The 24,231-nt window shown below is 39.2% G+C and carries 23 protein-coding genes; 17 read left to right on the forward strand and 6 right to left on the reverse strand.

Features of this window, described 5'->3' with window-relative positions:
- Window positions 1–3: 3 nt before the first annotated feature.
- Window positions 4–1,494: a sodium:solute symporter gene (locus J8L85_RS08345; RefSeq protein ID WP_211016399.1), complete on the reverse strand. Its 1,491-nt coding sequence runs from the start codon at window positions 1,492–1,494 to the stop codon at window positions 4–6.
- A gap of 68 nt (window positions 1,495–1,562) precedes the next feature.
- Here J8L85_RS08345 and recR point away from each other — a divergent pair, with 68 nt between their 5' ends.
- The 13 genes from recR to J8L85_RS08410 all read left to right on the forward strand — a co-directional run bounded on the left by recR (window position 1,563) and on the right by J8L85_RS08410 (window position 12,457).
- The gene (recR, locus tag J8L85_RS08350; RefSeq protein WP_211016401.1) at window positions 1,563–2,183 is read left to right on the forward strand and encodes a recombination mediator RecR; all 621 of its coding nucleotides are present in this window, start codon (window positions 1,563–1,565) and stop codon (window positions 2,181–2,183) included.
- 91 nt (window positions 2,184–2,274) lie between these two features.
- The gene (locus tag J8L85_RS08355) at window positions 2,275–3,630 is read left to right on the forward strand and encodes a dihydrolipoamide acetyltransferase family protein (RefSeq protein WP_211016403.1); all 1,356 of its coding nucleotides are present in this window, start codon (window positions 2,275–2,277) and stop codon (window positions 3,628–3,630) included.
- Between the two features lie 83 nt (window positions 3,631–3,713).
- Entirely contained in the window at window positions 3,714–4,490 is a 777-nt protein-coding gene (locus J8L85_RS08360) for a 3'-5' exonuclease (RefSeq protein ID WP_211016405.1), read from the forward strand.
- Window positions 4,491–5,396 carry a carboxypeptidase-like regulatory domain-containing protein gene (locus tag J8L85_RS08365; protein ID WP_211016407.1) on the forward strand — a complete coding sequence of 302 codons (906 nt, stop codon included), beginning with the start codon at window positions 4,491–4,493 and terminating at the stop codon, window positions 5,394–5,396.
- A gap of 10 nt (window positions 5,397–5,406) precedes the next feature.
- Window positions 5,407–6,018 carry a fumarylacetoacetate hydrolase family protein gene (locus J8L85_RS08370; protein WP_211016409.1) on the forward strand — a complete coding sequence of 204 codons (612 nt, stop codon included), beginning with the start codon at window positions 5,407–5,409 and terminating at the stop codon, window positions 6,016–6,018.
- Complete coding sequence (locus J8L85_RS08375; RefSeq protein ID WP_211016411.1) at window positions 6,018–6,356, forward strand: Hpt domain-containing protein; 339 nt, start codon at window positions 6,018–6,020, stop codon at window positions 6,354–6,356. The genes J8L85_RS08370 and J8L85_RS08375 overlap by 1 nt, the downstream gene beginning before the upstream one ends.
- Window positions 6,356–7,606 (forward strand): competence/damage-inducible protein A, encoded by a 1,251-nt coding sequence (locus tag J8L85_RS08380; protein ID WP_211016413.1) that lies wholly within the window; start codon window positions 6,356–6,358, stop codon window positions 7,604–7,606. The genes J8L85_RS08375 and J8L85_RS08380 overlap by 1 nt, the downstream gene beginning before the upstream one ends.
- Window positions 7,607–7,675: 69 nt before the next feature.
- Window positions 7,676–7,912 carry a 50S ribosomal protein L28 gene (gene rpmB / locus J8L85_RS08385; protein ID WP_047244747.1) on the forward strand — a complete coding sequence of 79 codons (237 nt, stop codon included), beginning with the start codon at window positions 7,676–7,678 and terminating at the stop codon, window positions 7,910–7,912.
- A gap of 25 nt (window positions 7,913–7,937) precedes the next feature.
- Window positions 7,938–8,120 (forward strand): 50S ribosomal protein L33, encoded by a 183-nt coding sequence (gene rpmG / locus J8L85_RS08390; protein ID WP_047244748.1) that lies wholly within the window; start codon window positions 7,938–7,940, stop codon window positions 8,118–8,120.
- Window positions 8,121–8,127: 7 nt separating this feature from the next.
- Complete coding sequence (locus tag J8L85_RS08395) at window positions 8,128–8,280, forward strand: DUF4295 domain-containing protein (RefSeq protein WP_084696355.1); 153 nt, start codon at window positions 8,128–8,130, stop codon at window positions 8,278–8,280.
- An 89-nt stretch (window positions 8,281–8,369) separates the two neighbouring features.
- A complete protein-coding gene (gene ftsY / locus J8L85_RS08400; RefSeq protein WP_211016416.1) occupies window positions 8,370–9,332 on the forward strand; it encodes a signal recognition particle-docking protein FtsY in 963 nt (320 codons plus the stop codon).
- A 297-nt stretch (window positions 9,333–9,629) separates the two neighbouring features.
- Window positions 9,630–11,306, forward strand: a complete 1,677-nt coding sequence (locus J8L85_RS08405; RefSeq protein ID WP_211016418.1) for an amidase family protein — start codon at window positions 9,630–9,632, stop codon at window positions 11,304–11,306.
- A gap of 23 nt (window positions 11,307–11,329) precedes the next feature.
- Window positions 11,330–12,457, forward strand: a complete 1,128-nt coding sequence (locus J8L85_RS08410; protein WP_348771743.1) for a P1 family peptidase — start codon at window positions 11,330–11,332, stop codon at window positions 12,455–12,457.
- Between the two features lie 55 nt (window positions 12,458–12,512).
- Here J8L85_RS08410 and J8L85_RS08415 read toward each other — a convergent pair whose 3' ends face one another.
- The gene (locus J8L85_RS08415) at window positions 12,513–13,607 is read right to left on the reverse strand and encodes a serine hydrolase domain-containing protein (RefSeq protein ID WP_211016422.1); all 1,095 of its coding nucleotides are present in this window, start codon (window positions 13,605–13,607) and stop codon (window positions 12,513–12,515) included.
- Window positions 13,608–13,748: 141 nt separating this feature from the next.
- Here J8L85_RS08415 and rimO point away from each other — a divergent pair, with 141 nt between their 5' ends.
- Window positions 13,749–15,050 carry a 30S ribosomal protein S12 methylthiotransferase RimO gene (gene rimO / locus J8L85_RS08420; protein ID WP_211016424.1) on the forward strand — a complete coding sequence of 434 codons (1,302 nt, stop codon included), beginning with the start codon at window positions 13,749–13,751 and terminating at the stop codon, window positions 15,048–15,050.
- A gap of 72 nt (window positions 15,051–15,122) precedes the next feature.
- Here rimO and J8L85_RS08425 read toward each other — a convergent pair whose 3' ends face one another.
- Window positions 15,123–15,317: a DUF4177 domain-containing protein gene (locus J8L85_RS08425; protein WP_211016426.1), complete on the reverse strand. Its 195-nt coding sequence runs from the start codon at window positions 15,315–15,317 to the stop codon at window positions 15,123–15,125.
- A 17-nt stretch (window positions 15,318–15,334) separates the two neighbouring features.
- Window positions 15,335–17,785, reverse strand: a complete 2,451-nt coding sequence (locus tag J8L85_RS08430) for a M14 family metallopeptidase (RefSeq protein ID WP_211016429.1) — start codon at window positions 17,783–17,785, stop codon at window positions 15,335–15,337.
- A 173-nt stretch (window positions 17,786–17,958) separates the two neighbouring features.
- Between J8L85_RS08430 and bshC the strand changes: the two genes are divergently transcribed.
- The gene (gene bshC / locus J8L85_RS08435; RefSeq protein ID WP_211016431.1) at window positions 17,959–19,563 is read left to right on the forward strand and encodes a bacillithiol biosynthesis cysteine-adding enzyme BshC; all 1,605 of its coding nucleotides are present in this window, start codon (window positions 17,959–17,961) and stop codon (window positions 19,561–19,563) included.
- A gap of 3 nt (window positions 19,564–19,566) precedes the next feature.
- The gene (locus tag J8L85_RS08440; RefSeq protein ID WP_211016433.1) at window positions 19,567–20,964 is read left to right on the forward strand and encodes a glycosyltransferase family 39 protein; all 1,398 of its coding nucleotides are present in this window, start codon (window positions 19,567–19,569) and stop codon (window positions 20,962–20,964) included.
- Here J8L85_RS08440 and J8L85_RS08445 read toward each other — a convergent pair.
- Window positions 20,931–21,476 (reverse strand): pyridoxamine 5'-phosphate oxidase family protein, encoded by a 546-nt coding sequence (locus J8L85_RS08445; RefSeq protein ID WP_211016436.1) that lies wholly within the window; start codon window positions 21,474–21,476, stop codon window positions 20,931–20,933. The genes J8L85_RS08440 and J8L85_RS08445 overlap by 34 nt on opposite strands.
- A 419-nt stretch (window positions 21,477–21,895) precedes the next feature.
- Window positions 21,896–22,621 carry an SIMPL domain-containing protein gene (locus J8L85_RS08450; protein ID WP_211016438.1) on the reverse strand — a complete coding sequence of 242 codons (726 nt, stop codon included), beginning with the start codon at window positions 22,619–22,621 and terminating at the stop codon, window positions 21,896–21,898.
- Window positions 22,622–22,697: 76 nt separating this feature from the next.
- Here J8L85_RS08450 and guaA point away from each other — a divergent pair, with 76 nt between their 5' ends.
- A complete protein-coding gene (guaA, locus tag J8L85_RS08455) occupies window positions 22,698–24,230 on the forward strand; it encodes a glutamine-hydrolyzing GMP synthase (RefSeq protein ID WP_211016440.1) in 1,533 nt (510 codons plus the stop codon).
- The last annotated feature ends 1 nt before the right edge of the window (window position 24,231 follow it).

Genomic DNA, 24,231 nt, shown 5'->3' on the forward strand with positions numbered 1-24,231 from the left:
TTTTTATAGGGTTTGGTTGTTGGTGGACAACGTCGTTTTTTTGTCTCGAATTAACCATAGCCCAATAAATGTAATAAGTCCGTTTAAAGGTAACAGCTCATATCCAAATTGATATCCGGACAATAGTTCTGGGGGTATTTTTGCAAGTGTCAAAACAATCAAGACCGATGCAAGGGCCACCATCCAAACATATTTGTCCTTTATTTGGTACTTGGTAAAAATTCCAAAAGAAAAAAGACCTAACAACGGACCGTACGTATATGAGGCGACTGTTAAAAGGCCGTCTATGACATTTCTGTCCAATACGTATTTAAAGCTTATAACTACAATAATCAGTAATATGCTCATACCAATGTGGGTCTTGCGGCGTATTTTCTTTGCTGCGATCTCACTTTTTTTGGCCGTCCCCAAAAAATCTACGCAAAAAGAGGTGGTCAAAGAAGTAAGCGCACTATCGGCACTACTGTATGCGGCGGCGATAAGACCTAACATAAATGTAATGGCGACCGTAATGCCCAAACCACTGTTAAGCGCGATTTCCGGGAACAATAAATCAGATTTTGGGCTACCGTCCATTAAAGGCGTTGCTATTTGATATTTTTCTGCATAAATAAACAGAAGAGCTCCCAATAACATAAAAACAAAGGTCACGAACACAAGCACAAAACTAAAGGAGACCATGTTTTTTTGAGCATCCTTTAGGTTTTTACAGGTAAGGTTCTTTTGCATCATATCTTGATCCAGACCGGTCATGCAAATGGTTACGAACATGCCTCCCAAAAAAGATTTTAGTAGGTGGTTTTTAGCAAAAAAATCTCCGGTAAAAAAGGTTTTGCTGTATTTGGACAGTTCAGTGGATCCAAGAAAATCTCCCATGGTCCATTCTAGTTTGTTCAGTATAAAATAAATAGACAATCCTACCGAGACCAACATAAATAACGTTTGTAAGGTATCTGTCCAAACAATGGTTTTTATGCCTCCTTTAAAAGTGTATATCCATATTAATAGTATCGAAAGAATAACGGTAATCTCAAAAGGTACGTTCCAACTGTCGAAAACAAACTGCTGTAAAACAATGGCTACTAAAAATAATCGGAAAGCGGCACCCAAAACCCTTGATACGAAAAAAGATATGGCACCTACTTTGTAACTTACAAACCCGAAACGTGTATCTAGGTATTCATAAATAGAAGTAACATTTTGCTTGTAATAAATTGGCAAGAGAACATAGGCCGTTACCAAGTATCCCAGAAAATATCCGAAAACCACTTGCATGTAACTAAATTGCGATGCATCTACCCAACCGGGGACGGATATAAAAGTTACCCCAGAGAGAGAGGCCCCTACCATGCCAAAGGCTACTAAATACCAGGGCGATTGCTTTCCTGCCTTAAAAAAATCTTCGTTAGAATCGTTCTTTCCTGTAAAATAGGAGATTAGCAAGAGTACAATAAAATAACCACCGATTAATAGCAGTATGTGAAAAGCAGTCATCGTAAATAATTTAAGGGCAAAGTACAAAAAGCAAAAATAGTGTGTAATTTTACCCTAAACTTATCTGAATGGATTTTTCTTCAAAATTATTAGAAAATGCGGTTCATGAAATGTCGCAATTGCCTGGTATAGGTAAGCGGACAGCGCTACGCTTAGTGCTTCATATGTTAAAACAGCCAGAGCGGCAAACCGAAGAATTGTCCAATGCCCTGCTAAAGCTCAGAAGTACTGTTCGGTTTTGTGAAAATTGTCATAATATTTCAGATACCGTCCTCTGTGAAATTTGCGCAAACCCGAAAAGAGATAGTGAACTGGTCTGTGTGGTCGAGGATATACGTGATGTAATGGCAATAGAGAATACAGGACAGTATCGGGGGTTGTACCATGTACTTGGGGGAAAAATATCACCGATGGAAGGTATGGGGCCACAAGACTTAAAGATAGCTTCTCTAGTAGATAAGGTAAAAAAGGGAACAATTAAAGAGCTTATTTTTGCGTTAAGTTCCACAATGGAAGGGGACACGACCAACTTTTATATATTTAAGCAGATAGAGGGGTTTGAGGTGAGGACATCTACCATTGCAAGAGGTATAGCAGTGGGGGACGAATTGGAGTATGCCGATGAGGTAACCTTGGGCAGAAGTATATTGAACAGGATTCCTTTTGAAGGGTCCTTGAATAAAAATTGAAAAATGTAATATTGTTGCAAAAACAACAAAGAGCTTCATATTTTGTTATTTTTGCAAAAAACATATTCAAAAAGGGATTTATATTATTGATATGGCAAAATTTGAATTGAAATTACCAAGAATGGGAGAGAGCGTTGCAGAGGCGACATTGACCTCTTGGTTAAAAGAAGTTGGCGATACTATAGAAATGGACGAAGCGGTTTTTGAAATTGCAACGGATAAGGTAGATAGTGAAGTACCCAGCGAAGTTGATGGGGTTTTGGTGGAAAAGTGCTATGAAGTAGACGACGTGGTCAAAGTAGGGGACGTTGTGGCGGTTATAGAGGTAGAAGGTGAAGTGGAAACTACCGATACCACTTCGGATAGTGCCGATAATTATGAAGAGGAAGAAATGGTAGCGGCCGCCGAACAAGCCTTGGTATCGGCGAAGGATACTGTAGGGAGTCCCATACCGGATTATTCAAATTCAGAACGATTTTATTCTCCATTGGTAAAGAATATTGCAAAACAAGAGGGTATTTCTTTTGCCGAGTTGGAGTCTATTACCGGTAGCGGTAAAGAAGGAAGGGTTACCAAGAACGATATATTGGCATATGTAGAGGCTAGAAAAAATGGTAGTGTTGCAAGCGTTGCACCTGATCAGAAAAAAGATACGGCGCCTGTAACACCTGTGGCTAAAGAAGTTTCCGTACCTGCTACTGCTGTAGTTAAAGAAAAGGCTCCTGTGAAGGTAGCGTCCGGTGATGAGGTTATTCCGATGTCCAGAATGGGAAAACTTATAGCGAAGCACATGTCGGAGAGTGTATCGACTTCTGCGCACGTTCAAAGTTTTATAGAGGTTGATGTAACCAATATTGTAAACTGGCGCAATAAAATGAAGGTGGCCTTTGAAAAGCAAGAAGGCGAAAAATTAACTTTTACTCCTATTTTTATGGAAGCTGTGGCCAAAGCCCTAAAGAAATATCCGATGATGAATATTTCGGTGGATGGCGATACGGTAATAAAGAAAAAGAATATAAATATCGGTATGGCCGCCGCACTTCCGGATGGCAACCTTATTGTGCCGGTAATAAAAAATGCGGACCAGTTAAACTTGGTAGGCATGGCAAAAGTGGTAAATGATTTGGCGCACCGTTCTAGAAACAACGCCTTAAAGCCAGATGAGGTACAAGATGGTACCTATACGGTTACCAATGTAGGTACTTTTGGAAGTGTTTTTGGTACCCCGATCATTAATCAGCCGCAAGTTGGTATTATGGCGCTGGGGGCCATTAGAAAAGTTCCGGCGGTTATAGAGACAAAAGAAGGTGATTTTATAGGAATCCGTAATAAAATGTATTTGTCGCATAGTTATGACCATAGAGTGGTCAACGGTGCCTTGGGTAGTATGTTTGCAAAGGCGGTGGCAGATTATTTGGAAGCCTGGGATGTGGATAGGGAAATATAAACGTATTTTGTTCTTTATGAATAATCGATGGTTTCATTTTCTTAAGACCATCTAAAAACTATCTTTGCCAAAAGCCCTTAACAATGGAATTAAAACTTACCAGACCTATTTGTTTTTTTGATCTAGAAACAACGGGCACGAATGTCGCCAAAGATAGAATTGTGGAGATTTCTATCTTAAAGATATTTCCTAATGGTAATAAAGAGAGTAAGACGTGGTTGGTAAATCCTGAAATGGTTATACCGGAAGAGGTTGTTGCCATTCATGGTATCTCTAATGAGAAGGTGGCCAATGAGCCAACCTTTAAACAACTTTCAAAAGAAGTTTATAACATGATAAAGGACAGCGATCTAGGGGGCTTCAACTCTGATCGTTTCGATATTCCATTATTGGCGGAAGAACTTTTAAGGGCCGGTATCGATTTTGATATGAAAAATACCGTATCGGTAGACGTTCAAACTATTTTCCATAAAATGGAAAAACGAACGTTAGAGGCGGCCTATAAATTTTATTGCGACAAGAACCTAGACAATGCGCACAGCGCAGAAGCTGATACAACGGCCACTTATGAGGTTTTGTTGTCACAGTTAGACCGTTACCCAGAATTGGAAAACAATATAAAAAAGCTTTCTGAATTTTCTAGAAGAAGAGAGTTTGTAGATTTTGCAGGGTTCATCGCTATGGGCGAAGATGGAGAAGAGATATTCTCTTTCGGAAAACATAAAGGTAAAAAAGTACGAGATGTGCTCGATAAGGAACCGGGGTATTTCGGTTGGATGTTGAATGCCGATTTTCCACTTTACACAAAAAAAATACTTACCCAGATCAAACTAAGTGCATTGAACAATAAATTAAGTTAAATGCGGGTCTTTTTGCTTCTGTTTATGGTATTTGGATCCGTTAGGGGACAAGAAGTACTTTTTGAAGGCCATGTTTTTGAAAATGGGGGTAATAAGCCTATACCCTATGCGAATATTAGTTTTTTAAATTCCTTGAAAGGAACTTCTAGTGACGAAGAGGGGTACTTTTATTTGGATATTCCAGAATCTTTCTTGGATAAAAAAGTACATATTTCTTCTCTCGGTTTTAAAGATACCATTGTGTCGGCAAAACAGATTAAAGAGCTGGGCGAAATAAGAATGATAGAGGATACCTATGAATTGGACGAGGTTGTAGTTTCGCATAGTTTAGGTGACTCGCAGGTATTGAACCCGATAAGTTCCTATAGTATAAAAAGCGGTTTTACCTCTGCGGCCACACCTTGGGTGTTGGCTTTGTATTTTCCTAATATTGGCGCAGCGAAGAAATATTTGGACAAAGTGACCATCTATGTTCAGAAAAATGCCAATTTTAATAGAAAATCCAAATTTAGACTTCGTGTGTATAACGTAGATAAGGTTACAAAAAAGCCAAAGGACGATTTGTTGAGAAAAAGTATGGTGTTGGAGTCGGATCCGGATAAGGAGTTTGTTAGTATCGATATGTCGGCATTCGGAATAAAAATTCCAGAAGAAGGTATCTATATAGGATTAGAGTGGCTTTTTTTACCCTATAATTGGTATACGGTCGGTTACGAACATGCCATTACCAAAGAAAAGGTTTTGGAAGATTATTTTGCGCCTACCTTTGCTGCTGTTTATCAAAAGAATCAAAATTATAGAACCATGGTCTACGGTTTGGGAGAGTGGTCGGATTTTGCGATAAAGGCACAAGGCAATAGAGAGAACTTGGTGCCGGCCATTAGTATAAAATTGTCAAAAAAGTAATACCATAGTAATGAAGATTATATGTATAGGTAGAAATTATGCAGATCACATTTCAGAACTCAATAACGAAAGGCCCGAGGATCCTGTAATTTTTATAAAACCGGACTCGGCGGTACTGCCAAAAGAACAGGATTTTTATATTCCCGAATTTTCAGATGATGTACATTATGAGGTAGAGGTCTTGGTAAAGATCAAAAGGGTAGGAAAACATATAAAAAAGGAGTTTGCCGCAACCTATTACGATGAGGTAGGGCTGGGAATAGATTTTACGGCCAGGGATCTGCAATCGAAACTTAAGGCGAAGGGCTTGCCCTGGGAGAAAGCCAAAGGTTTTGATGGTGCCGCGGTAATAGGGGAATGGCTCCCCAAAACTATTTTTAAAGATCTTAATGACCTCAATTTTAACTTGATGAAAAATGGCGAGGTGGTACAATCTGGAAATACGGCTCAGATGCTGTGGAAAATAGATGAGATCATATCGTATGTTTCCACATTCTTTATGTTAAAAAAAGGGGATGTAATTTTTACGGGGACACCCGCGGGAGTTGGAAAGGTATCTCCAAATGATTATCTTTCAGGTAGTATCGAAAACAAGGAACTTTTTAAGGTAAAAATAAAGTAATGATTTATAGTTTAGACAAAATTAACGAGATGGCGGAAGGGGATGAGGATTTTATTCTATCGGTCATTTCTGTTTTTTTAGAAGAGGTTCCTGCGGACTTGGAAAGTCTGGAAGAGGCCATTAAAGAAAGGGATTACGAAAGAACTTATCAGTTGGCGCATAAGATAAAGCCCAATGTGGACCTGTTGGGTATGGAGCAGACACGTGCGGCCGCGTTAGAGGTAGAGACACTTGGGAAAAAAAGTGCCGGTTGGGACCAGATAGAAAGTACTTTCCCTATCTTGAAAAAAGACATACACCAGGTTATCGGTGAACTTAAAAACGACTTCGACGTATAATGTTCGCTGAAATTATTACTATTGGCGATGAGATTCTCATTGGCCAAATTGTGGATACCAATTCTGCATTTATATCAAAAGAGCTTAATAAAATAGGTATTTCGGTTGGTCAGATTACCTCTATTAGAGATGATAGGGAGCATATTCTTCAATCATTGGCCGATGCGAGATCACGGGCAGATATTGTTATAGTTACAGGGGGGTTGGGCCCTACCAAAGATGATATAACCAAACATACGTTTTGCGAATTTTTCAACGACACCTTGGTAGAGGATAAGGCTGTGCTCGCACATGTAGAGGAGCTTTTTGCCAAATATATAACCAATACGCCCATTTCCGATTTGAATAGAAGGCAAGCATGGGTTCCCAGTAAGGCCGAAGTATTGCACAACGCCAATGGTACGGCGCCTGGCATGTGGTTCTATGAAGAAGGTACCACCTTTGTGTCGTTGCCCGGTGTTCCCTTTGAAATGAAACACCTGATAAAGGAAACGGTTATTCCTAAACTAAGTAAGTTTTATGACAGGCCCCATATCGTTCATAAGACCATTACCACGTATGGGATGGGCGAGAGCGCCATTGCCGAGTTGATAGAAGAATGGGAAGATAACTTACCTGAATTTATAAAGTTGGCCTATCTTCCTAATTTCGGAAAGGTAAGGTTAAGGCTGTCCGCCATAGGAAACGATTACGATAGTATTATAAAAGCGGTAGAAGGTGAGACCGAGAAATTATTTTCTTTGATAGGAAATATTATACACGGTACCGAAGATGATGAGGGTATAGAGGATGAGATATCCAAAATGTTGACCTATAAGGGATTTACCTTGTCCACGGCCGAAAGTTTTACGGGGGGTAAAATTGCAGAGCAGATAACCTCTATACCGGGAGCCTCGGCATATTTTAAGGGTAGTGTGGTGAGTTATGCTACCGAAGTAAAGATCAACGTACTGGGCGTCCCCCGGCAATTGGTGGATAAGTATTCGGTGGTAAGTGCCCAAGTGGCTGAAGAAATGGCGAAAGGGATACAACGACTGTTAAGAACGGATTTTGCCATTGCCACCACGGGCAATGCAGGGCCTACAAAAGGAGATTCGGACGCAGATGTCGGAACTGTCTATATTGCTATTGCATCGCCGAGCGGGGTTGTGGTAAATAAATTCAGCATGGGCACCCAAAGGGAAAGAGTGGTGCAAAAGTCTGTAAACAAGGCTTTTGAGTTGCTGCAAAAAGAAATTTTAAAAATGTGAAGTAGAATGTTGGCTGTATGATAAAAATGATATAAATTTGCACCCTGTTTAAAAGAAAAAATCGGCACGATGTCAAAAGTTTGTGAAATTACCGGAAAGAGGGCGATGTTTGGAAACAACGTTTCCTTCTCCATCAACAAGACGAAAAGAAGATTTGATGTAAATCTTTCCAAGAAAAGATTTTACATTCCGGAAGAAGACCGTTGGGTAACATTGAAAGTTTCTGCAAGGGCTTTGAAGATTATCAATAAAAAAGGTATTTCTGCCGTATTGAAAGATGCAAAAGCTAAAGGGTTAGTTAAGTAAGGTAACCTTTAAATTATAGATTACGATGGCAAAAAAAGGCAACAGAATACAAGTAATTTTAGAGTGTACGGAGCATAAAGATTCCGGACAACCTGGTACTTCCAGATATATTACGACTAAGAACAAGAAAAATACTCCAGAGAGATTAGAGATTAAAAAATTCAATCCTATCTTGAAGAGAATGACAGTACATAAAGAAATAAAATAATTAGGTCATGGCAAAGAAGACGGTAGCAAGTTTACAGACAAGTTCGAAAAGATTGACAAAAGCCATTAAAATGGTTAAGTCACCAAAAAGTGGTGCTTATGTTTTTGTTGAAGCTGTTATGGCCCCAGAAATGGTTAATGATTGGTTGGCCAAAAAATAAAATAATACTTTTTTGAAAAGTAATTGAGCCTCTTTCTTACGAAAGGGGCTTTTTAATTTTTTATATTTGACCAACTATAGATTACTACGATGAGTTTATTTAAAAAAATATTTTCTTCTGATAAGAAAGAAACGTTGGATAAAGGTCTGGAAAAGACCAAGACCAGTTTTTTTTCCAAACTAGGAAAAGCAGTTGCAGGAAAGTCTAAAGTTGATGACGATGTATTGGATAATCTAGAGGAGGTATTGGTAACCTCCGATGTTGGGGTTGATACTACCTTAAAGATTATAGAAAGAATAGAAGCAAGGGTAGCCAAGGATAAATACATGGGTACCGATGAGTTAAATGGTATATTAAGAGAAGAGATAGCAGGTCTGCTATCTGAAACCCATACGGGTAACGATACTGAGATTCAAATTCCAAAAGACAAGAAACCCTATGTGATTATGGTGGTCGGTGTCAATGGTGTTGGTAAGACTACTACTATAGGTAAGTTGGCATATCAGTTTAAGAAACAAGGCCTTAAGGTTGTTTTGGGTGCGGCCGATACCTTTAGGGCGGCGGCCATAGACCAACTACAGGTCTGGGCAGATCGTGTAGATGTACCTATTATAAAACAGCAAATGGGCAGCGATCCTGCTTCGGTTGCTTTCGATACCTTAAGTTCTGCCGTAAAGCAAGATGCAGATGTCGTAATTATCGATACCGCTGGTAGGTTGCACAATAAAGTAAACCTGATGAACGAGCTGACGAAGGTGAAAAGGGTGATGAGAAAAGTTGTAGAAGATACGCCACATGAGGTATTGTTGGTATTGGATGGTTCTACAGGTCAGAATGCCTTTGAACAGGCAAAACAGTTTACAAAAGCAACAGAGGTGACTTCGTTGGCGGTTACTAAATTGGACGGTACCGCAAAAGGAGGGGTCGTTATCGGTATCTCGGACCAATTTCAAATTCCGGTCAAATATATTGGTGTAGGTGAGGGGATCGAAGATTTACAGGTCTTCAATAAATATGAATTTGTAGATTCATTCTTTAATATTAATAAATAGAGAAGAACAATTAAGTTCTTGTTTATACTTCTATACGTCTTTCTGCCATATTGGTTTAAAAAGATAGATGTATTGTCTGTCCAGACAATGATTTGTCTATATGTAGATGATTCTTTCCTTATTATTTCGATAAGATTATAGCATCATTGCTTTGATGCGATAATGGGCTATAATCAATATGATTTTACATTTAAAACCACCAAAAACAGTATATTTCAGAGATAATTGTGTAGTTTATTCCGGTAATGTTCTATGTTAGTTCTATAAAATATATTGGGGTAAAATAAAAATTGGGGTATGAAGAAAATCTTGGCATTATTGGTAGTTCTGATGGTGTTTTCATGTGGAGGCAAGAACGTAGTAAAAAATGAAGAACCGCTACTTTGGCAACCTTATAACGATTCTGTAGAAATTGCTGCTAATGCCGAGCATGAGAAGGCAAGAATGAGGTACAAGTTAATTCAATCCAAAGTGTTGGATAAAAATGAAGTATTTCGTCCGTTGTACAATGAGGTCTCTAAAATGTCTCCAGATGAATACGAAGCCTTAAAACCGTTGATTTTAGAGCAAAACATTTTTTCTATCCGTAAAAGTATCGAAGACAATCGCCTGGGGTATGAGCAATTGGTGCGTTTTTACCTCTACAGAATCTATAAGTACGAACTGGACAATAGCACAACCTTGAATACGGTCATTGCGTTGAACGAAGATGTGGTAGAATTGGCCAGAAAATTGGACGAGGAGAAGAGGGTGGGAAGATTGCCGGAAATTAGACACCCTATTTTTGGGATGCCCATTTTATTAAAGGACAACATTAATACAAAGGGCATGAAAACTACGGCCGGTAGTATTGCCTTAATGGACAATGAGGTGGATGATTCTTTTATTGTTAAGAGATTAAAGGAAAATGGTGCTTTGATCTTGGGAAAGGTCAACCTAAGTGAATGGGCCTATTATCTTTGTAGTGAGTGCCCTGTCGGGTATAGTGCCGTGGGTGGACAGACATTGAACCCGTACGGGAGAAAAGTTTTTGAAACTGGAGGTTCCAGTTCTGGAAGCGGTACGGCGGTAGCCGCCAATTATGCCGTAGCTGCGGTAGGTACCGAAACCTCTGGGTCTATATTGTCTCCAAGTAGCCAAAATTCTGTGGTGGGCCTAAAGCCCACGATCGGTTTGTTGAGCCGTTCGGGAATAGTGCCGATTTCAAGTACGTTGGACACACCGGGGCCAATGACAAAAAATGTAGTGGACAATGGTATTTTGTTGTCGGCTATGTTAGGGTACGATACTTTTGATGCCAAATCTGTCGATGAAGATTTTCCGGGTATTTTATCGGCGGGCCTAAGCCCCGAATCATTTTCAGAAATGCGATTGGGGGCTATTTCGTCATTAATGGAAACCGATAGTATCTATAAAAATACAGTGGAAGCATTACGTGCCGAAGGGGCGGAAATCATTGAGTTTACACCTCCAGAGGTTGAAATGAGCGGTTTTTTGAGCCTTCTGAATATAGATATGAGGAAAGACCTACCGGCTTATTTAAAAAGATATTCAGATCAAGAAAAAGTGAAAATTATCTCTATTGCAGATGCCGTTGCCTTTAACAAAGAAGATTCCTTAGTTAGAATTCCATATGGGCAGGCGTTGTTCGAAGGTGTCTTAGAAGATACTACAACAGACGAAGGCTTGGAGGAAATAAAAGCAAGATTAGAGAACAGTGGAAGAGCATTTTTTGATTCGGCGATGAATGAACATAAGCTTCATGCTGTGCTGTCAATTAATAATTATCATGCTGGTTATGCCGCGGTTGCAAAATATCCGGCATTAGCGGTCCCAATGGGTTATAAGCCTAGTGGAGAGCCCATAAGTCTTACCTTTATTGGTAAACCGTTTACCGAAGCGCAATTACTACGAATGGGGAGAGCTTATGAAATGAAATTTCCCGTGCGACAAATGCCAAAAGGATACGAGTAAGAAATAATAAATAGAAGATGGTTGTGGTCAGGTATATAGGATGTTTTTTGATATTGACTTGTTTTAACTGCTTTTCACAACAGAAAAGAATTAGGGATTATGGAGTTGAAATAGGTGTTTTAAAAACAGGCGAAAATAATGCCATAACAGATGTAAAAGGGGTCCGTGTGGGGCATACCACTATAATTGAGGCAGATAGTATACGTACAGGTGTTACTGCGATACTTCCGCATAGCGATAATATTTTTCAGTCTAAAGTTCCGGCTGCCATCTATATTGGAAATGGTTTTGGAAAATTGGCAGGTTACAGTCAGGTAGAGGAATTGGGGAATATTGAGACGCCTATTGTTTTGACGAACACCCTAAGTGTACCCGTAGCTTCAAACGCCTTGATAGATTATACCCTGCGTATGCCGGGCAATGAAAATGTGCGATCCGTAAACTCGGTAGTAGGGGAGACGAACGATGGTTGGTTGAATGATATTAGAGGTCGTCATGTAAAAGAATCCCATGTATTGCAAGCCATCGAAAGCGCAAAAATCGGACCGGTCGAAGAAGGAAATGTTGGGGCCGGTACGGGAACCATTTGTTTTGGATACAAAGGGGGAATAGGTACGGCATCAAGGGTTGTACCCGTATCTCTGGGTAATTTTACGGTCGGGGTATTGGTGCAGACCAATTTTGGCGGGGTGTTAGAGATTAATGGCGTGCCGATTGCAAAAGAATTAAAAAAGTATCCGTATCGGGATAAGATTTTGAACGACGCCGATGGTTCTTGTATGATAGTCATTGCTACAGATGCACCTTTGGATGCCAGAAACTTGAAAAGACTGGCTAAAAGGGCTATGTTGGGATTGGCGAAAACAGGTGGAATAGCATCTAACGGAAGTGGAGATTACGTGATAGCTGTATCTACGGCCAAAACCAATCGCGTTGCTTACGAAAGTGATTCTATGTACAAAGAAGATAAGTTGCTTCGCAACGATGCCGTTTCGCCATTGTTTTTGGCGACGATAGAGGCAACGGAAGAAGCTATTTTAAATTCATTGTTCGCAGCGAAGACAATGAAAGGGAGAGATGGGCATGAGGTCAGATCCATACCGATAGATAAGATAATCTCCTTAATGAAACAATATAATAAGATTCGTTAACGGCCTGTGGACGTTCATTTTTATTGTATTGCAGGCTATGTGATTATGGGGAGGACTAGTCGATTACTTTGTTGATGGCTTCCCAAAGCTCGTTGTCAAAACTAGAGGAAGCTAAAGAAGAAGTATCGGCGGCATCGCCAAAACGAACTATTACCAAATTTTTACTGGGTACGATATATAGTTTTTGGTCAAAAGCACCTAAACCACCGTACAGGTCGTCTGGGGCGTTGGGAATCAGTTTGCCTTGAAACTGTTCTTCGGTAGAAGGAAGTTTGTAACTGTCTTTACCGTTTAACCAATAAAGATAGCCGTATGATTTGTTAAGGTCTTGTGAGGTATTGGTAGCTTCGTTAAAATAGTCTTTGTCCTCTATGATAACGGTATTGTCCCATACACCTTCGTTCAAGTTCAATAGTCCGAACCGTGCCATACTTCGGGCATTGCTGAAATATAAATTATTGTAGCCAACCTTTGTCCATATCCCTGCCATACCAATTTTATTTCCGATCCTATCTTTAAAATAATCTATATAACTTTCACCAACGGCTGCCGTGATTATATCGTCTAACATGGTATATGCGCCTTGGTGATAATACCAGTAGGTTCCTGGTTCGTTCTTGTATAAAAAACAATCTTTATCTGTACAAAAGTTGTTGTCTACATTGTAATCCATACCGGTGGTCATGGTAAGGTGGTGGCGAATGGTAATGTTATTTTCCTGTTCGGGGGTCATCGAAGACCAGCCATTACCTAGATATAGGGCAGAGCTGTCATCCAAAGAAAGTAGTCCTTCGTTTTGGGCAACTCCTACGGTCATAGAGGTCAAGGTTTTTGCAGCGGAGTTCCACGAGTGGCTTTTAGAGGCATCAAAAGCTCCAAAGTATTTTTCCATGACTATTTTCCCGTCCTTTAAAAGGATGAATGCGTCGGTGTTGTTCTCTTCAAGAAAGTCGTATAAGAGCTGTTCTGATTCTTTGCTCCAGCCAAGTTCTTCTATAGTGCTTGTTTCCCATGTATCCGAATCTATAGGGGGGAAGTATAATGAGCTGTTGTTTATTTCTTCTGAAGTATTCGAGTCATCCAATTGGTCGGTAGAACATCCACCGAGAATTAAGAAGGTGAAAAACGTGAATATTAAAAATCGATGCATACCTTGATTTTAGTGTAAGACATAGTTTTTTTTCAAAGGTTTAACGTAAAAAAGAAATAAATGGTGCATAAAGGAAAATAATCCTTCTCCAAATTGTATTTTTGCACCCGCCTAAAAGAGAGGTTGGTAAGATAAATAGGTATGCGAACAAAAACCCTTAAGAAGAACAAAATCAATGTGGTAACCTTAGGTTGCAGCAAAAATGTATATGATTCGGAAGTGTTGATGGGACAATTACGTGCCAATGACAAAGAGGTGGTACATGAAGAGGAAGGTAATGTGGTGGTGATAAATACTTGTGGGTTCATCGCCAACGCCAAAGAAGAGAGCGTAAATACTATTTTGGAATATGTTCAGAAAAAAGAGGCTGGAGAGGTCGATAAGGTTTTTGTTACCGGTTGCTTAAGTGAAAGGTATAAGCCCGATCTGCAGAAAGAGATACCTAACGTAGACGAGTACTTTGGTACTAGTGAACTTCCTAATTTATTAAAGGCTTTAGGAGCCGATTATAAACATGAGCTGATCGGCGAAAGGTTGACCACTACGCCTAAAAATTATGCTTATTTGAAGATTGCCGAAGGGTGCGATAGACCTTGTTCGTTCTGTGCCATCCCTTTAATGCGAGGAAAACATAAAAGTAAGCCAATAGAAGAATTGGTGACCGAAGCTGAGAAATTGGCGGCCAAAGGGGTGAAAGAATTGATCTTGATAGCCCAAGACCTTACTTATTATGGTTTGGATCTTTATAAAAAAAGAAACTTGGCCGAGTTGTTAAAAGAACTTGTGAAAGTAGAGGGTATAGAATGGATTCGTTTGCATTATGCTTTTCCTACCGGTTTTCCAATGGATGTTTTAGAGGTGATGAAAACCGAGGATAAGGTTTGTAACTATTTAGATATTCCTTTGCAGCATATATCCGATAAGATCCTAAAAAGTATGCGCCGTGGAACAACACAGGTAAAAACAACAAAGTTGATCAACGACTTTAGGGTTGTGGTGCCCGAAATGAATATAAGAACAACCTTGATCGTTGGGTATCCGGGTGAGACCGAAGAAGATTTTCAAACGCTTAAAAAGTGGGTGGAAGAAATGCGATTTGAGCGTTTGGGTTGCTTTACATACAGTCATGAAGAAAATACACATGCCTATTCCTTAGAGGACGATGTTCCCGAAGAAGTAAAGCAAGAGAGGGCCAACGAGATCATGGAAATTCAATCTCAAATCTCTTGGGAGCTCAATCAATTAAAAATAGGCAGAACCTTAAAGTGTATTATTGACCGTAAGGAAGGTAATTATTTTGTTGGTCGAACCGAATATGATTCTCCAGATGTGGACAACGAGGTTTTGGTAGATGCTACTAAGTTTTATCTAAAACAGGGCGAGTTTGTAAATATAAAGATTACCGATGCGGCAGACTTTGATCTGTACGGAGAGCCGGTATAACGTAGAGATGGGCTTGTGTCTCCGTATACGGTCTATCTATGTGAATTAAAGCTTTTTACTTCCCTTAAACCGTCATTTTTCAAAATAAAGGTAAATATAGACGGCGGCACCGAAACTAACGGCATCTGTTGAGGCCAGATGCCAACCGTCTCTAGTATATTTATTTAGTGTTTCCTGAATTTCTGCCTGCGATGATTTTGCGATATGCTTCGTATCCAGTGTAAGCTTGCTAAAAAAAACGAGCGTCTCTACCTTGTACTCTTTCATGTGGTTTTAAACTTGGTTTAATTCACCATAAAAAGGGCATTGGCAAAAAACAATTTTCCGTTTTCCCAAAAACCTCTGAACAAAGGATTGTCCACCATATACACAACTTGGCCACGTCCCATACGCTGTGTGCCAAAAATCAGTGATTCCGCTATTTTCTTTTGTGCTTCGCTGCCTGCGAAACCGGAAACAGGTTTATTTGCGCCTTTTGCTAAATAAACAGCACTTCCTCCATCTAAATAGTTATAGGCGCTATTACCTAATTTTAAGGTGAAGTAGGTATCGTCATAACCGTAGGCCAATGGGTTGGTATTGTCTACGTTCGCTTTGAAAATAGCACCTGTTATAGCCGATTTTATGTATTCTCTTTCAGAAGAATCAAAGGCATCCAAGTTGATGGTGGTGTCCCTTTTCTGTTCTTTCGCCTTAATGTTGAATCCTTTTTGTTTAGATAGCATTCCAATGGAATTGCCCATGGCTATGAGCTTTCCGCCCCCTCTTACCCACTCGGCTATCTTTTGGGTCGTCATTTCGTTTAAAAAGCTTCGATAGCCCCTTCCGTCAGGTAAGATCAGTACATCGTATTCGGCAAGGTCCACTCTATTAAAATAAGATTCGTCCAAAACCGAAATTGGGTAGTTTAGTTGCTGTTCAAAAAAGTGCCAAATTTCTCCAAAACGTAGTGTTGAGGTAGGTTCTCCCGATAATGCGGCAATTTTAAGATTTTTAATAACGCCCACATAACCCGATCCAAAATCTTTTCCACTGTCCACAAAACCGGTATTTACCGGCGTTAATTTTTTATGGAATTTTTTAGAGGCCTCATCCAAAATATTTGAGAAACCATCTATGTTTCTATTGTCCGATTTGGTGATAATGATACTTCCCCTATCATAATCGGTACCATTGATCGTAAACGGTTTTTTGGAATATCTTACCCTGATATTTTCATTTAAAAGTGCCGCTAAGAATTGGGCGTCCTTTATACTGTTCCAATCCCCCAGGTAAGCGTAACTATCAGATTTGCCAATGCCAAATTCCTCTGATTTTTGAGAGGCTGTCGTTTTTTGGATATTGCTTTCTGTTGCTAGGGCATCCAATCCGTAAGCATACGGTAAAGACCAAGCTGTAATGTCGTATGTGACGGAGTCGCTTAATTTTGCATTTGGCTCAAATAACACTTTTACCAAGGTAGCTTTTGGCTGGTTGGTAGAAACAATTAAACTATTGTTAGAGCCTTTTAGTGAGCCAGACTTGGAAGTGTCGTAACGATAACCTTTATAAGTGGTGTTTGACCCGTAGCCATATTCGATTTCATGTTTGTCCAACAAATCGGTCAGTTTTTCCAATTTATCGGCATCGCCGTTAAGTACATAGTTTTTGTACTTGTAGTTTTTGTTCTGATAGAACTTTTTAAATTCATCGTTCAGCCTTACTACGTTTCCACTGGCAACTTCTACCGTAGATAGACCTGTGGTGTGGTGGTGGGCAATACGATCTTTTAGGGTCAAGGTATCACCAATATCGGTAAGAACGCCCAAGCCGCCTCTACCGCCGCCACCTTGTTCATAGGTCATTCCTATGCCCCCGTTGTAGATAGGGTAGGTGTCGCCGTAGCTAGGGTACAATAGGTCAAAGACTTCTTTGGTAAAGTAAAACCAACCATTGGCATCAAAATATTTTGCGTGGTTTTTTCCTATGGTTACCTGAAACTCTCTTTGAAAATCGGTAATTACCTCATGAAAAGGTTCCGCTGCCGGGGCAAAATAATAAGGGCTGTTTACTCCTTGTTCATGAAAATCTACATGAACATGGGGGAGCCATTTATTAAATTGTTTTAAGCGTTGTTGGCTTTCTATCTGGGTTAACCATGCCCAATCTCTATTTAGGTCGAACATATAGTGGTTGCTTCTGCCGTTCCACCAACCTTCATGATGTTCTTTGCTGTTTGGGTCAACATTATACGGAGTGTTTTTGAATTGGTTGTACCAGTTTACATATCTATCCCTACCATCGGGGTTTACACATGGATCCATAATCACCACCGTATTCTCCAGATAATTGCTTTTAGCGGTCAATAAATCGTAAATGGTCTGCATTGAGGCTTCTGTGCTTACACTTTCATTGCCGTGTACATTATAGCTTAACCATACGATGGCCTTGTCGGCCGATCCTTCGCCTTTGGTGCTTTTTAGATGCTCTTCCCTAATTTGTTCAAGGTTTTGCATGTTTTGTTCTGTAGAGATATAGGCTAATATCAACGGTCTTCTTTCGTTGGTTTTGCCATATACCATTAATTTCATTCTCTTGGGTTCTGCATCCGCTAGGTATTGGTAATAATCGACAACTTCGTGGTGTCTGGTGAATTGGCTTCCCAATTCATACCCCAAAAATTCTGAGGGAGACTTAAGTTGGGCAATTAAAAAGAAGGGAAGTATTACAAAAAGTAGTGGTAAAATTTTTTTCATTTGGTTTAGTTAAAAAAGGATACTGTCAAATCTACCAAAATAATTGGTTAAATCTATAATGCACAATAGGCTTTTTGATGAACCTCGGATGCTGTCGACATAAAGTAATTAACGTATTTTTAGGAACTCTAAGACAAGAGAGTTTTATATTTACCTTCATTTTTTGAGTATATATGGATATTGACTGTTTACCTTTTAAAGAAACTGGCTATTTTTCAAAATTGATATGTGACTATATTGATGAAAAAAAAGAGGTGAAGCCCCTATACAATAGGTTTCCTAAGCTAAGTAACTTTAAAGACCAGATAAAGGAGAAAGGGGGTGGTTTTTCGTCGGAAAACAGAAAAGTGCTAAACAAGGCACTTAATAGGCAATATGGCAATGTTTCCGTTTCAGAAGCGACACAACAAAATATCGATGCTCTTGTGAATGAAAATACCTTCACGATAGTTACCGGACATCAGCTAAACCTGTTTACGGGTCCCTTGTATTTTCTCTACAAGATTATTTCTACTATCAACCTTTCAGAAGAACTAAAAAAAGAATACCCGGACCATTATTTTGTTCCCATATATTGGATGGCAACCGAAGATCATGATTTTGAGGAAATCAATTATTTTAATTACCAGGGTAAAAAAATACAATGGAACAGGTCTGCTTCGGGGGCGGTAGGGCATATGAAAACCGACGGTCTCGAAGATGTCTTTGAGATTTTTTCCAATGCTATCGGAAATAGTAGAAATGCACAAGATTTAAAATCTTTGTTCAAAAGAGCGTATCTGGAAAATGAAACTTTAACAGATGCAACTAGATTTTTGGCCAACGAGCTGTTCGCGGAATATGGTTTGGTCATAGTTGATGGGGATGACCACAGTTTAAAACAGCTTTTGATTCCCTATATCAAGAAAGATATTTTGGAGCAAACTGCCTTTGATGCTGTTTCTGCGCAAATAGAAAAAATAAATAAGATAAATCCTGAATATGGTATTCAGGTGAACCCAAGGGAAATCAATTATTTCTATTTGGATGCTGGTGTGCGTGAACGTATCATAGAAAAAAACGGAGTGTATCATGTAAACGATACCGAGATCTCTTTTTCAAAAGAGGAGCTTTTAGAGGAATTGGAAAGTCATCCCGAAAAATTTTCTCCGAACGTAGTGGCCAGACCATTGTATCAAGAGGTGATTTTGCCGAATCTATGTTACATTGGAGGGGGTGGCGAGCTGGCATATTGGTTAGAGTTAAAAACGGCCTTTGAGGCAATGGATGTCACTTTTCCTATATTGCTTTTAAGAAATTCTGCTTTGATAATTACCGAAAAACAGGCAGAAAAACTTCAAAAGTTAGATGTCTCCATTGCCGATCTGTTCTTAAAACAGCATACGTTGATAAATAAGAAGATCAGGGGTATATCAAATATAGATATCGATTTCTCTCCGCAAAGAAAAGTGCTGGAAGAACAATTTAAAAATATGTACGCCTTGGCGGAACAGACGGACAAGTCGTTCTTAGGGGCCGTAAAGGCCCAAGAGATAAAACAAAAAAAAGGTCTCGATAATCTGGAGAAACGCTTATTAAAAGCCCAAAAAAGAAAGTTGAAAGATCATGTGGTACGTCTGACCGAGATTCAAAATCAGTTGTTTCCGGGACATTCTTTGCAAGAGCGTAATTTAAATTTCTCTGAACTATATCTAGAATATGGTGAAGATCTGGTGCCTATGCTCTTTAAGGCTTTAAGGCCTTTAGACCTAAATTTTGCCGTTATCACTCAAAAATAGAATATGGGCAAGAACGTATCTTTAAATAAGATTACCGTACTTGCCATTGTTTCTTTTTTAGCCATTACCGTAATCACTTTTTTTAAGAGTGCATTAGAATTAGAAGACGCAGAACAAGCGTATTACTCGCAATGGCTTCGTTGGGGGTATGATGATCAACCACCTTTATATACGTGGTTGCAGTATGGTTTCAATACTATTTTTAAAGTAAATAAATTAGCGTTCTCTATTCTAAGGGCTTCTCTTTTTGCCGGTATTTTGTTGGCGCTGTATCAATTTGCCCAACTAAGAATAAAAGAGGTTGAAAAATCTAAACTGGCAGTTTTGTTGTTGGTGTTGGTTCCGGTATTTATCGATTTTACTTTTAGAAGATTATCACATACCAGTTTGCTTTGTTTGTCCGTAATTGCATCGTACTACTGTGTGCAGCTGTTGGTATCTCGTAAATCCATTTTAAATTATCTTTTATTGGGTTTGGTAGTAGGTGTGGGTATCATGTCTAAATACAATTATGTATTTTTTCTGTTAACCTTTGCTTTGGTTTCTTTGTGGGATAAAGAATTGAGAGCTATAGTTTTTAACCCTAAAATACTGGTGTCGGTTCTTGTTTCTGTTTTATTGGTAGCGCCACATGCATATTGGTTATTAGGTCCTGACGGATTTCAATATTATTTGGAATCTAGTTTAGAGGAGAAAATAGGAACTGAAGAAGTCGGGTCAGGATTTTCATTAATGCCAATTTTAAGGTATTTGAAAGGTTTGTTTGCCTTATTGTTTCCTGTTCTTTTATTCGTTGGTATTGGCTATTTCTCAAACGTAGTGAGTTTTAACAAGCAAAAAAAGCATTGGTTTGCTAAAATGTTCATTGTTCAATTACTGGTGTTAGGGGTATTTTTTCTCGTGTTCCAAAGTCAGAAAGTAGAGACTAGGTGGCTGCTACCACTTTTTATTCCTTTTGTTGTTCTGTTATTAGAGAAGGTAAATCTTAAAAACAATCAGAGATTGGTTTCTATTGGGTACTGGGTTTTTATTGCGGTAATAGGTCTTCAGACTTTAAGGACACCAATAGAGAAAATGTTGAACATACCTTCGTCCGTTCATTTTGGGTTTGAGCCTGTTGCCCATAAATTGAAATATGAAGACTATCAATGGGTGTTGCCTAATGTAACATATGCTGGTAATGTGAGGGTACTGCATCCTGAGAGAACATTGTTTTCAGTAGATGATTACTCGTTAGGGCAATCAAAATCTAAAAATCAAAAGTGGGTAGAGGTAATTATTGATCCATCCAAAGAAAGGCAGAAGGTTGCGGTAGATAGTCTTATTGGTTTCGGAAAAGAAAAAGAAAACCTATATTTCTACATAGGTCAAGGCACTAAGAATTCGCTTTCCCAGCCATAGTCGTTCTTCGAGTATTTTACCCGTATATGGTTAGGCCTGTTCAATTTTAGGTATTCTATTTTAAAAGGTTCAACTTCTACCATGCAAAAAAAGTGATCGCCCTCTAGATAAGATATGGTGTCGGGGTCGTTGATGCCACTACCGGGAGCGTAGTTTGTGGTATAATCTTTTTTATTGTTTTCAGGTATGTTTTTCCAAATATCCGATATGGTATCTTGGTCTGTGTGAACTGTGGCCAACCCTTCTACCTTTATTTGTAAGAGTTTTTGGGGCTGATAGAATAACATACTTACCTTTGGGTTTTCTATCATATGTAAAACTTTCTTAGATCGCCTGTCGGTATAAAAGCGTAGGTTTCCGTTTTTTAAAACTTCTCTTAAGACAACGGTACGTAGCCGTGCGAGTTTGTCCATGCCAACTGTACCTAATGTCGCATACCTAAAAGGGTGGTCTTTTTGGTTGACTCCCTTCTGAAGCTCATCTTTTAATTCGTTCCAATAAGTATCGGTCATGGTTTTTTCTTTAAAAATACAAAAAACATGGTAGGGTATTTTTAATTGTGGTTGTTGTATATAAAAGTGCTATGAATAAGATTTATTAATTTTTTAGGTTAGTTTGATTTTGATTAAAAGACTCGGGGTGGTTCCCGAGTTTTTTTTATTTGTGTGCTTCTGTAAGGTTGTAGAATATCTTACGACCAACAAGGGGAATTGAATTGCTGTGAAAAAGAATTTAAACTTTTCAATTTAATTTTAGTGTGGTTGAAAAGCCCGGTTGTAAGACCGGGCTTTTTTTAATTTAAGGGTAAGGTGCTTTCTCTGGAAAACTTAAATTTTAGATTTTCTTTTTGTGATAAAATCTAATTTGTAGGAATTGATTTAACTTGTTAATTTCCAGAATATTGTGATTTGTTATATAAACTATAGATTTATTATTCTACCTTATAGTCTAAACGCATGGTAATAGAAGCTGTTTTGTTTTTTGAGGTAGTGTTATAAGCTCCTCCCCAAGAATAATCCTCTCCAGAATTTTGACCGGTTATTTGAAAGACTCCCATTTTAGCAGAAACCAGGTCTCCAAGTTTGCTGCCGGAGTTTTCGGCAATTTTTTCTGCTCTTAATCGCGCATCTTCCGTGGCTTTTGAAATCATTTCAATTTTTAGATCGGCCAATTTGGTGTAATAATACCTTGGTGGGTACGAGTTAAATTGAACTCCTTGGTTTAGTAATTCCGTTATTTCCCTAGATACCTTTTCTATTAAGGCAACTTCTTTAGATTCGATTTTTATAGTCTGTGTTAGTTGGTATCCTCTAAAAATACTGCCTACAAAGTTGCCGCTTTCATATTTGTTGTCCCTTAGTTCTGTGGTTTGAACACTATTGAAAATAATGTTATCGGCTTTTATTCCTTTTGATGTCAAATATTTTTTAACAATGTTCTTATCGTTGTTAAGTTGGTCAAAAGCAGATTTAAGTACCGTGTTTGTAGCGGAAAATTGACCTTCCCATACTATAAGGTCAGAGGTGAAATTTTCGTTCCCCAAACCCGTAACCGATATTATTTGAGGGGGGTTGGCACGCTTTACATAGGCGTTTCCGAGAAAATATGCCGCAATAACAATGGCAAGTCCAAATATGATCGCTGAAATATGTTTCAAAACAATTGTTTTTAAATTGGTGATAAATATACTTAAAAGATAGTTTTGAAAAACCTTCAAATTGCTATTTTTGCCCATGCAAAATAATGTCCTGATTTTAGATTTCGGTTCCCAGTACACACAACTCATCGCTAGAAGGGTTCGGGAACTCAATATTTTCTGTGAAATAAAACCGTACAACAAGCCGCCGGAAGATCTGTCCGGTTACAAGGCAGTTATTCTTTCTGGCTCGCCGCATTCGGTGAGGGCAGAAGATGCTCCGCATCCCGACCTTTCGGATATAAGGGGTAAGAAACCTTTGTTGGGCGTTTGTTATGGAGCGCAGTATTTGGCCCATTTTAATGGGGGAAGTGTAGAAAAGTCCAATACAAGGGAGTATGGTAGGGCCAAACTTGCCCGGATCTATAAAAACGATCTTTTCTTAAAAGATATTAAGGAAGGAAGCCAAGTTTGGATGAGCCATGCGGATACTATAAAAAAGCTTCCAGAGAATACAGTGCTTTTGGCCAGTACGAACGATGTTGAGAATGCGGCCTTTAAGTTTAAGGATGAAGATACCTACGGGATACAGTTTCATCCGGAGGTGTACCATTCTACCGATGGAAAAAAGATTCTCGAAAATTTTCTGGTTAATATAGCCGGGGTCGAACAAACATGGACTCCTGATGCTTTTGTAGATACTACGGTAGCTGAACTAAAAGAAAAAATTGGGGAAGACAAGGTAATATTGGGTCTTTCCGGAGGTGTAGATTCATCGGTTGCCGCCGTGCTTTTGCACAAGGCCATTGGTAAACATCTTCACTGCATCTTTGTAAACAATGGGCTTCTTCGTAAGAATGAATTCGAAAATGTTCTGAAACAATACGAAGGAATGGGGCTTAATGTGAAAGGTGTGGACGCTTCGGCACGTTTTTTGGATGAGTTGGAGGGTGAAAGTGATCCCGAAACCAAGCGAAAGATCATTGGTCGTGTTTTTGTAGAGGTTTTTGATGATGAATCACATAAAGTAGAAAATGCAAAATGGTTGGCTCAAGGTACTATATATCCTGATGTGATAGAATCTGTTTCCGCAACGGGCGGGCCTTCAGCGACCATAAAAAGTCACCATAATGTGGGGGGATTGCCAGATTTTATGAAATTGAAAGTGGTAGAGCCTTTGAAAATGTTATTTAAGGACGAGGTTAGAAGGGTCGGTAAAAGTATGGGCCTAGATCCTAATTTGTTGGGGCGTCACCCTTTTCCCGGTCCAGGTTTGGCCATTCGTATTTTGGGCGATATAACAAGGGAAAAAGTGGCTATCTTGCAGGAAGTGGACCATATTTTTATTCAAGGTCTGAAAGATTGGGGGCTTTATGATGACGTTTGGCAGGCCGGAGCTATGCTTTTGCCCGTAAATAGTGTTGGGGTTATGGGCGATGAGCGTACCTACGAGAAGTGCGTTGCCTTGCGTGCCGTGGAAAGTACCGATGGTATGACGGCAGATTGGGTAAACCTGCCCTACGAGTTTTTGCAAAAAACCTCGAACGATATAATTAATAAAGTGCCCGGTGTTAATAGAGTGGTGTATGATATTAGCTCAAAACCACCGGCAACCATAGAATGGGAATAAA

Source organism: Maribacter sp. MMG018 (assembly GCF_018100785.1).
In the GTDB taxonomy this organism is placed as follows: Bacteria; Bacteroidota; Bacteroidia; order Flavobacteriales; family Flavobacteriaceae; genus Maribacter.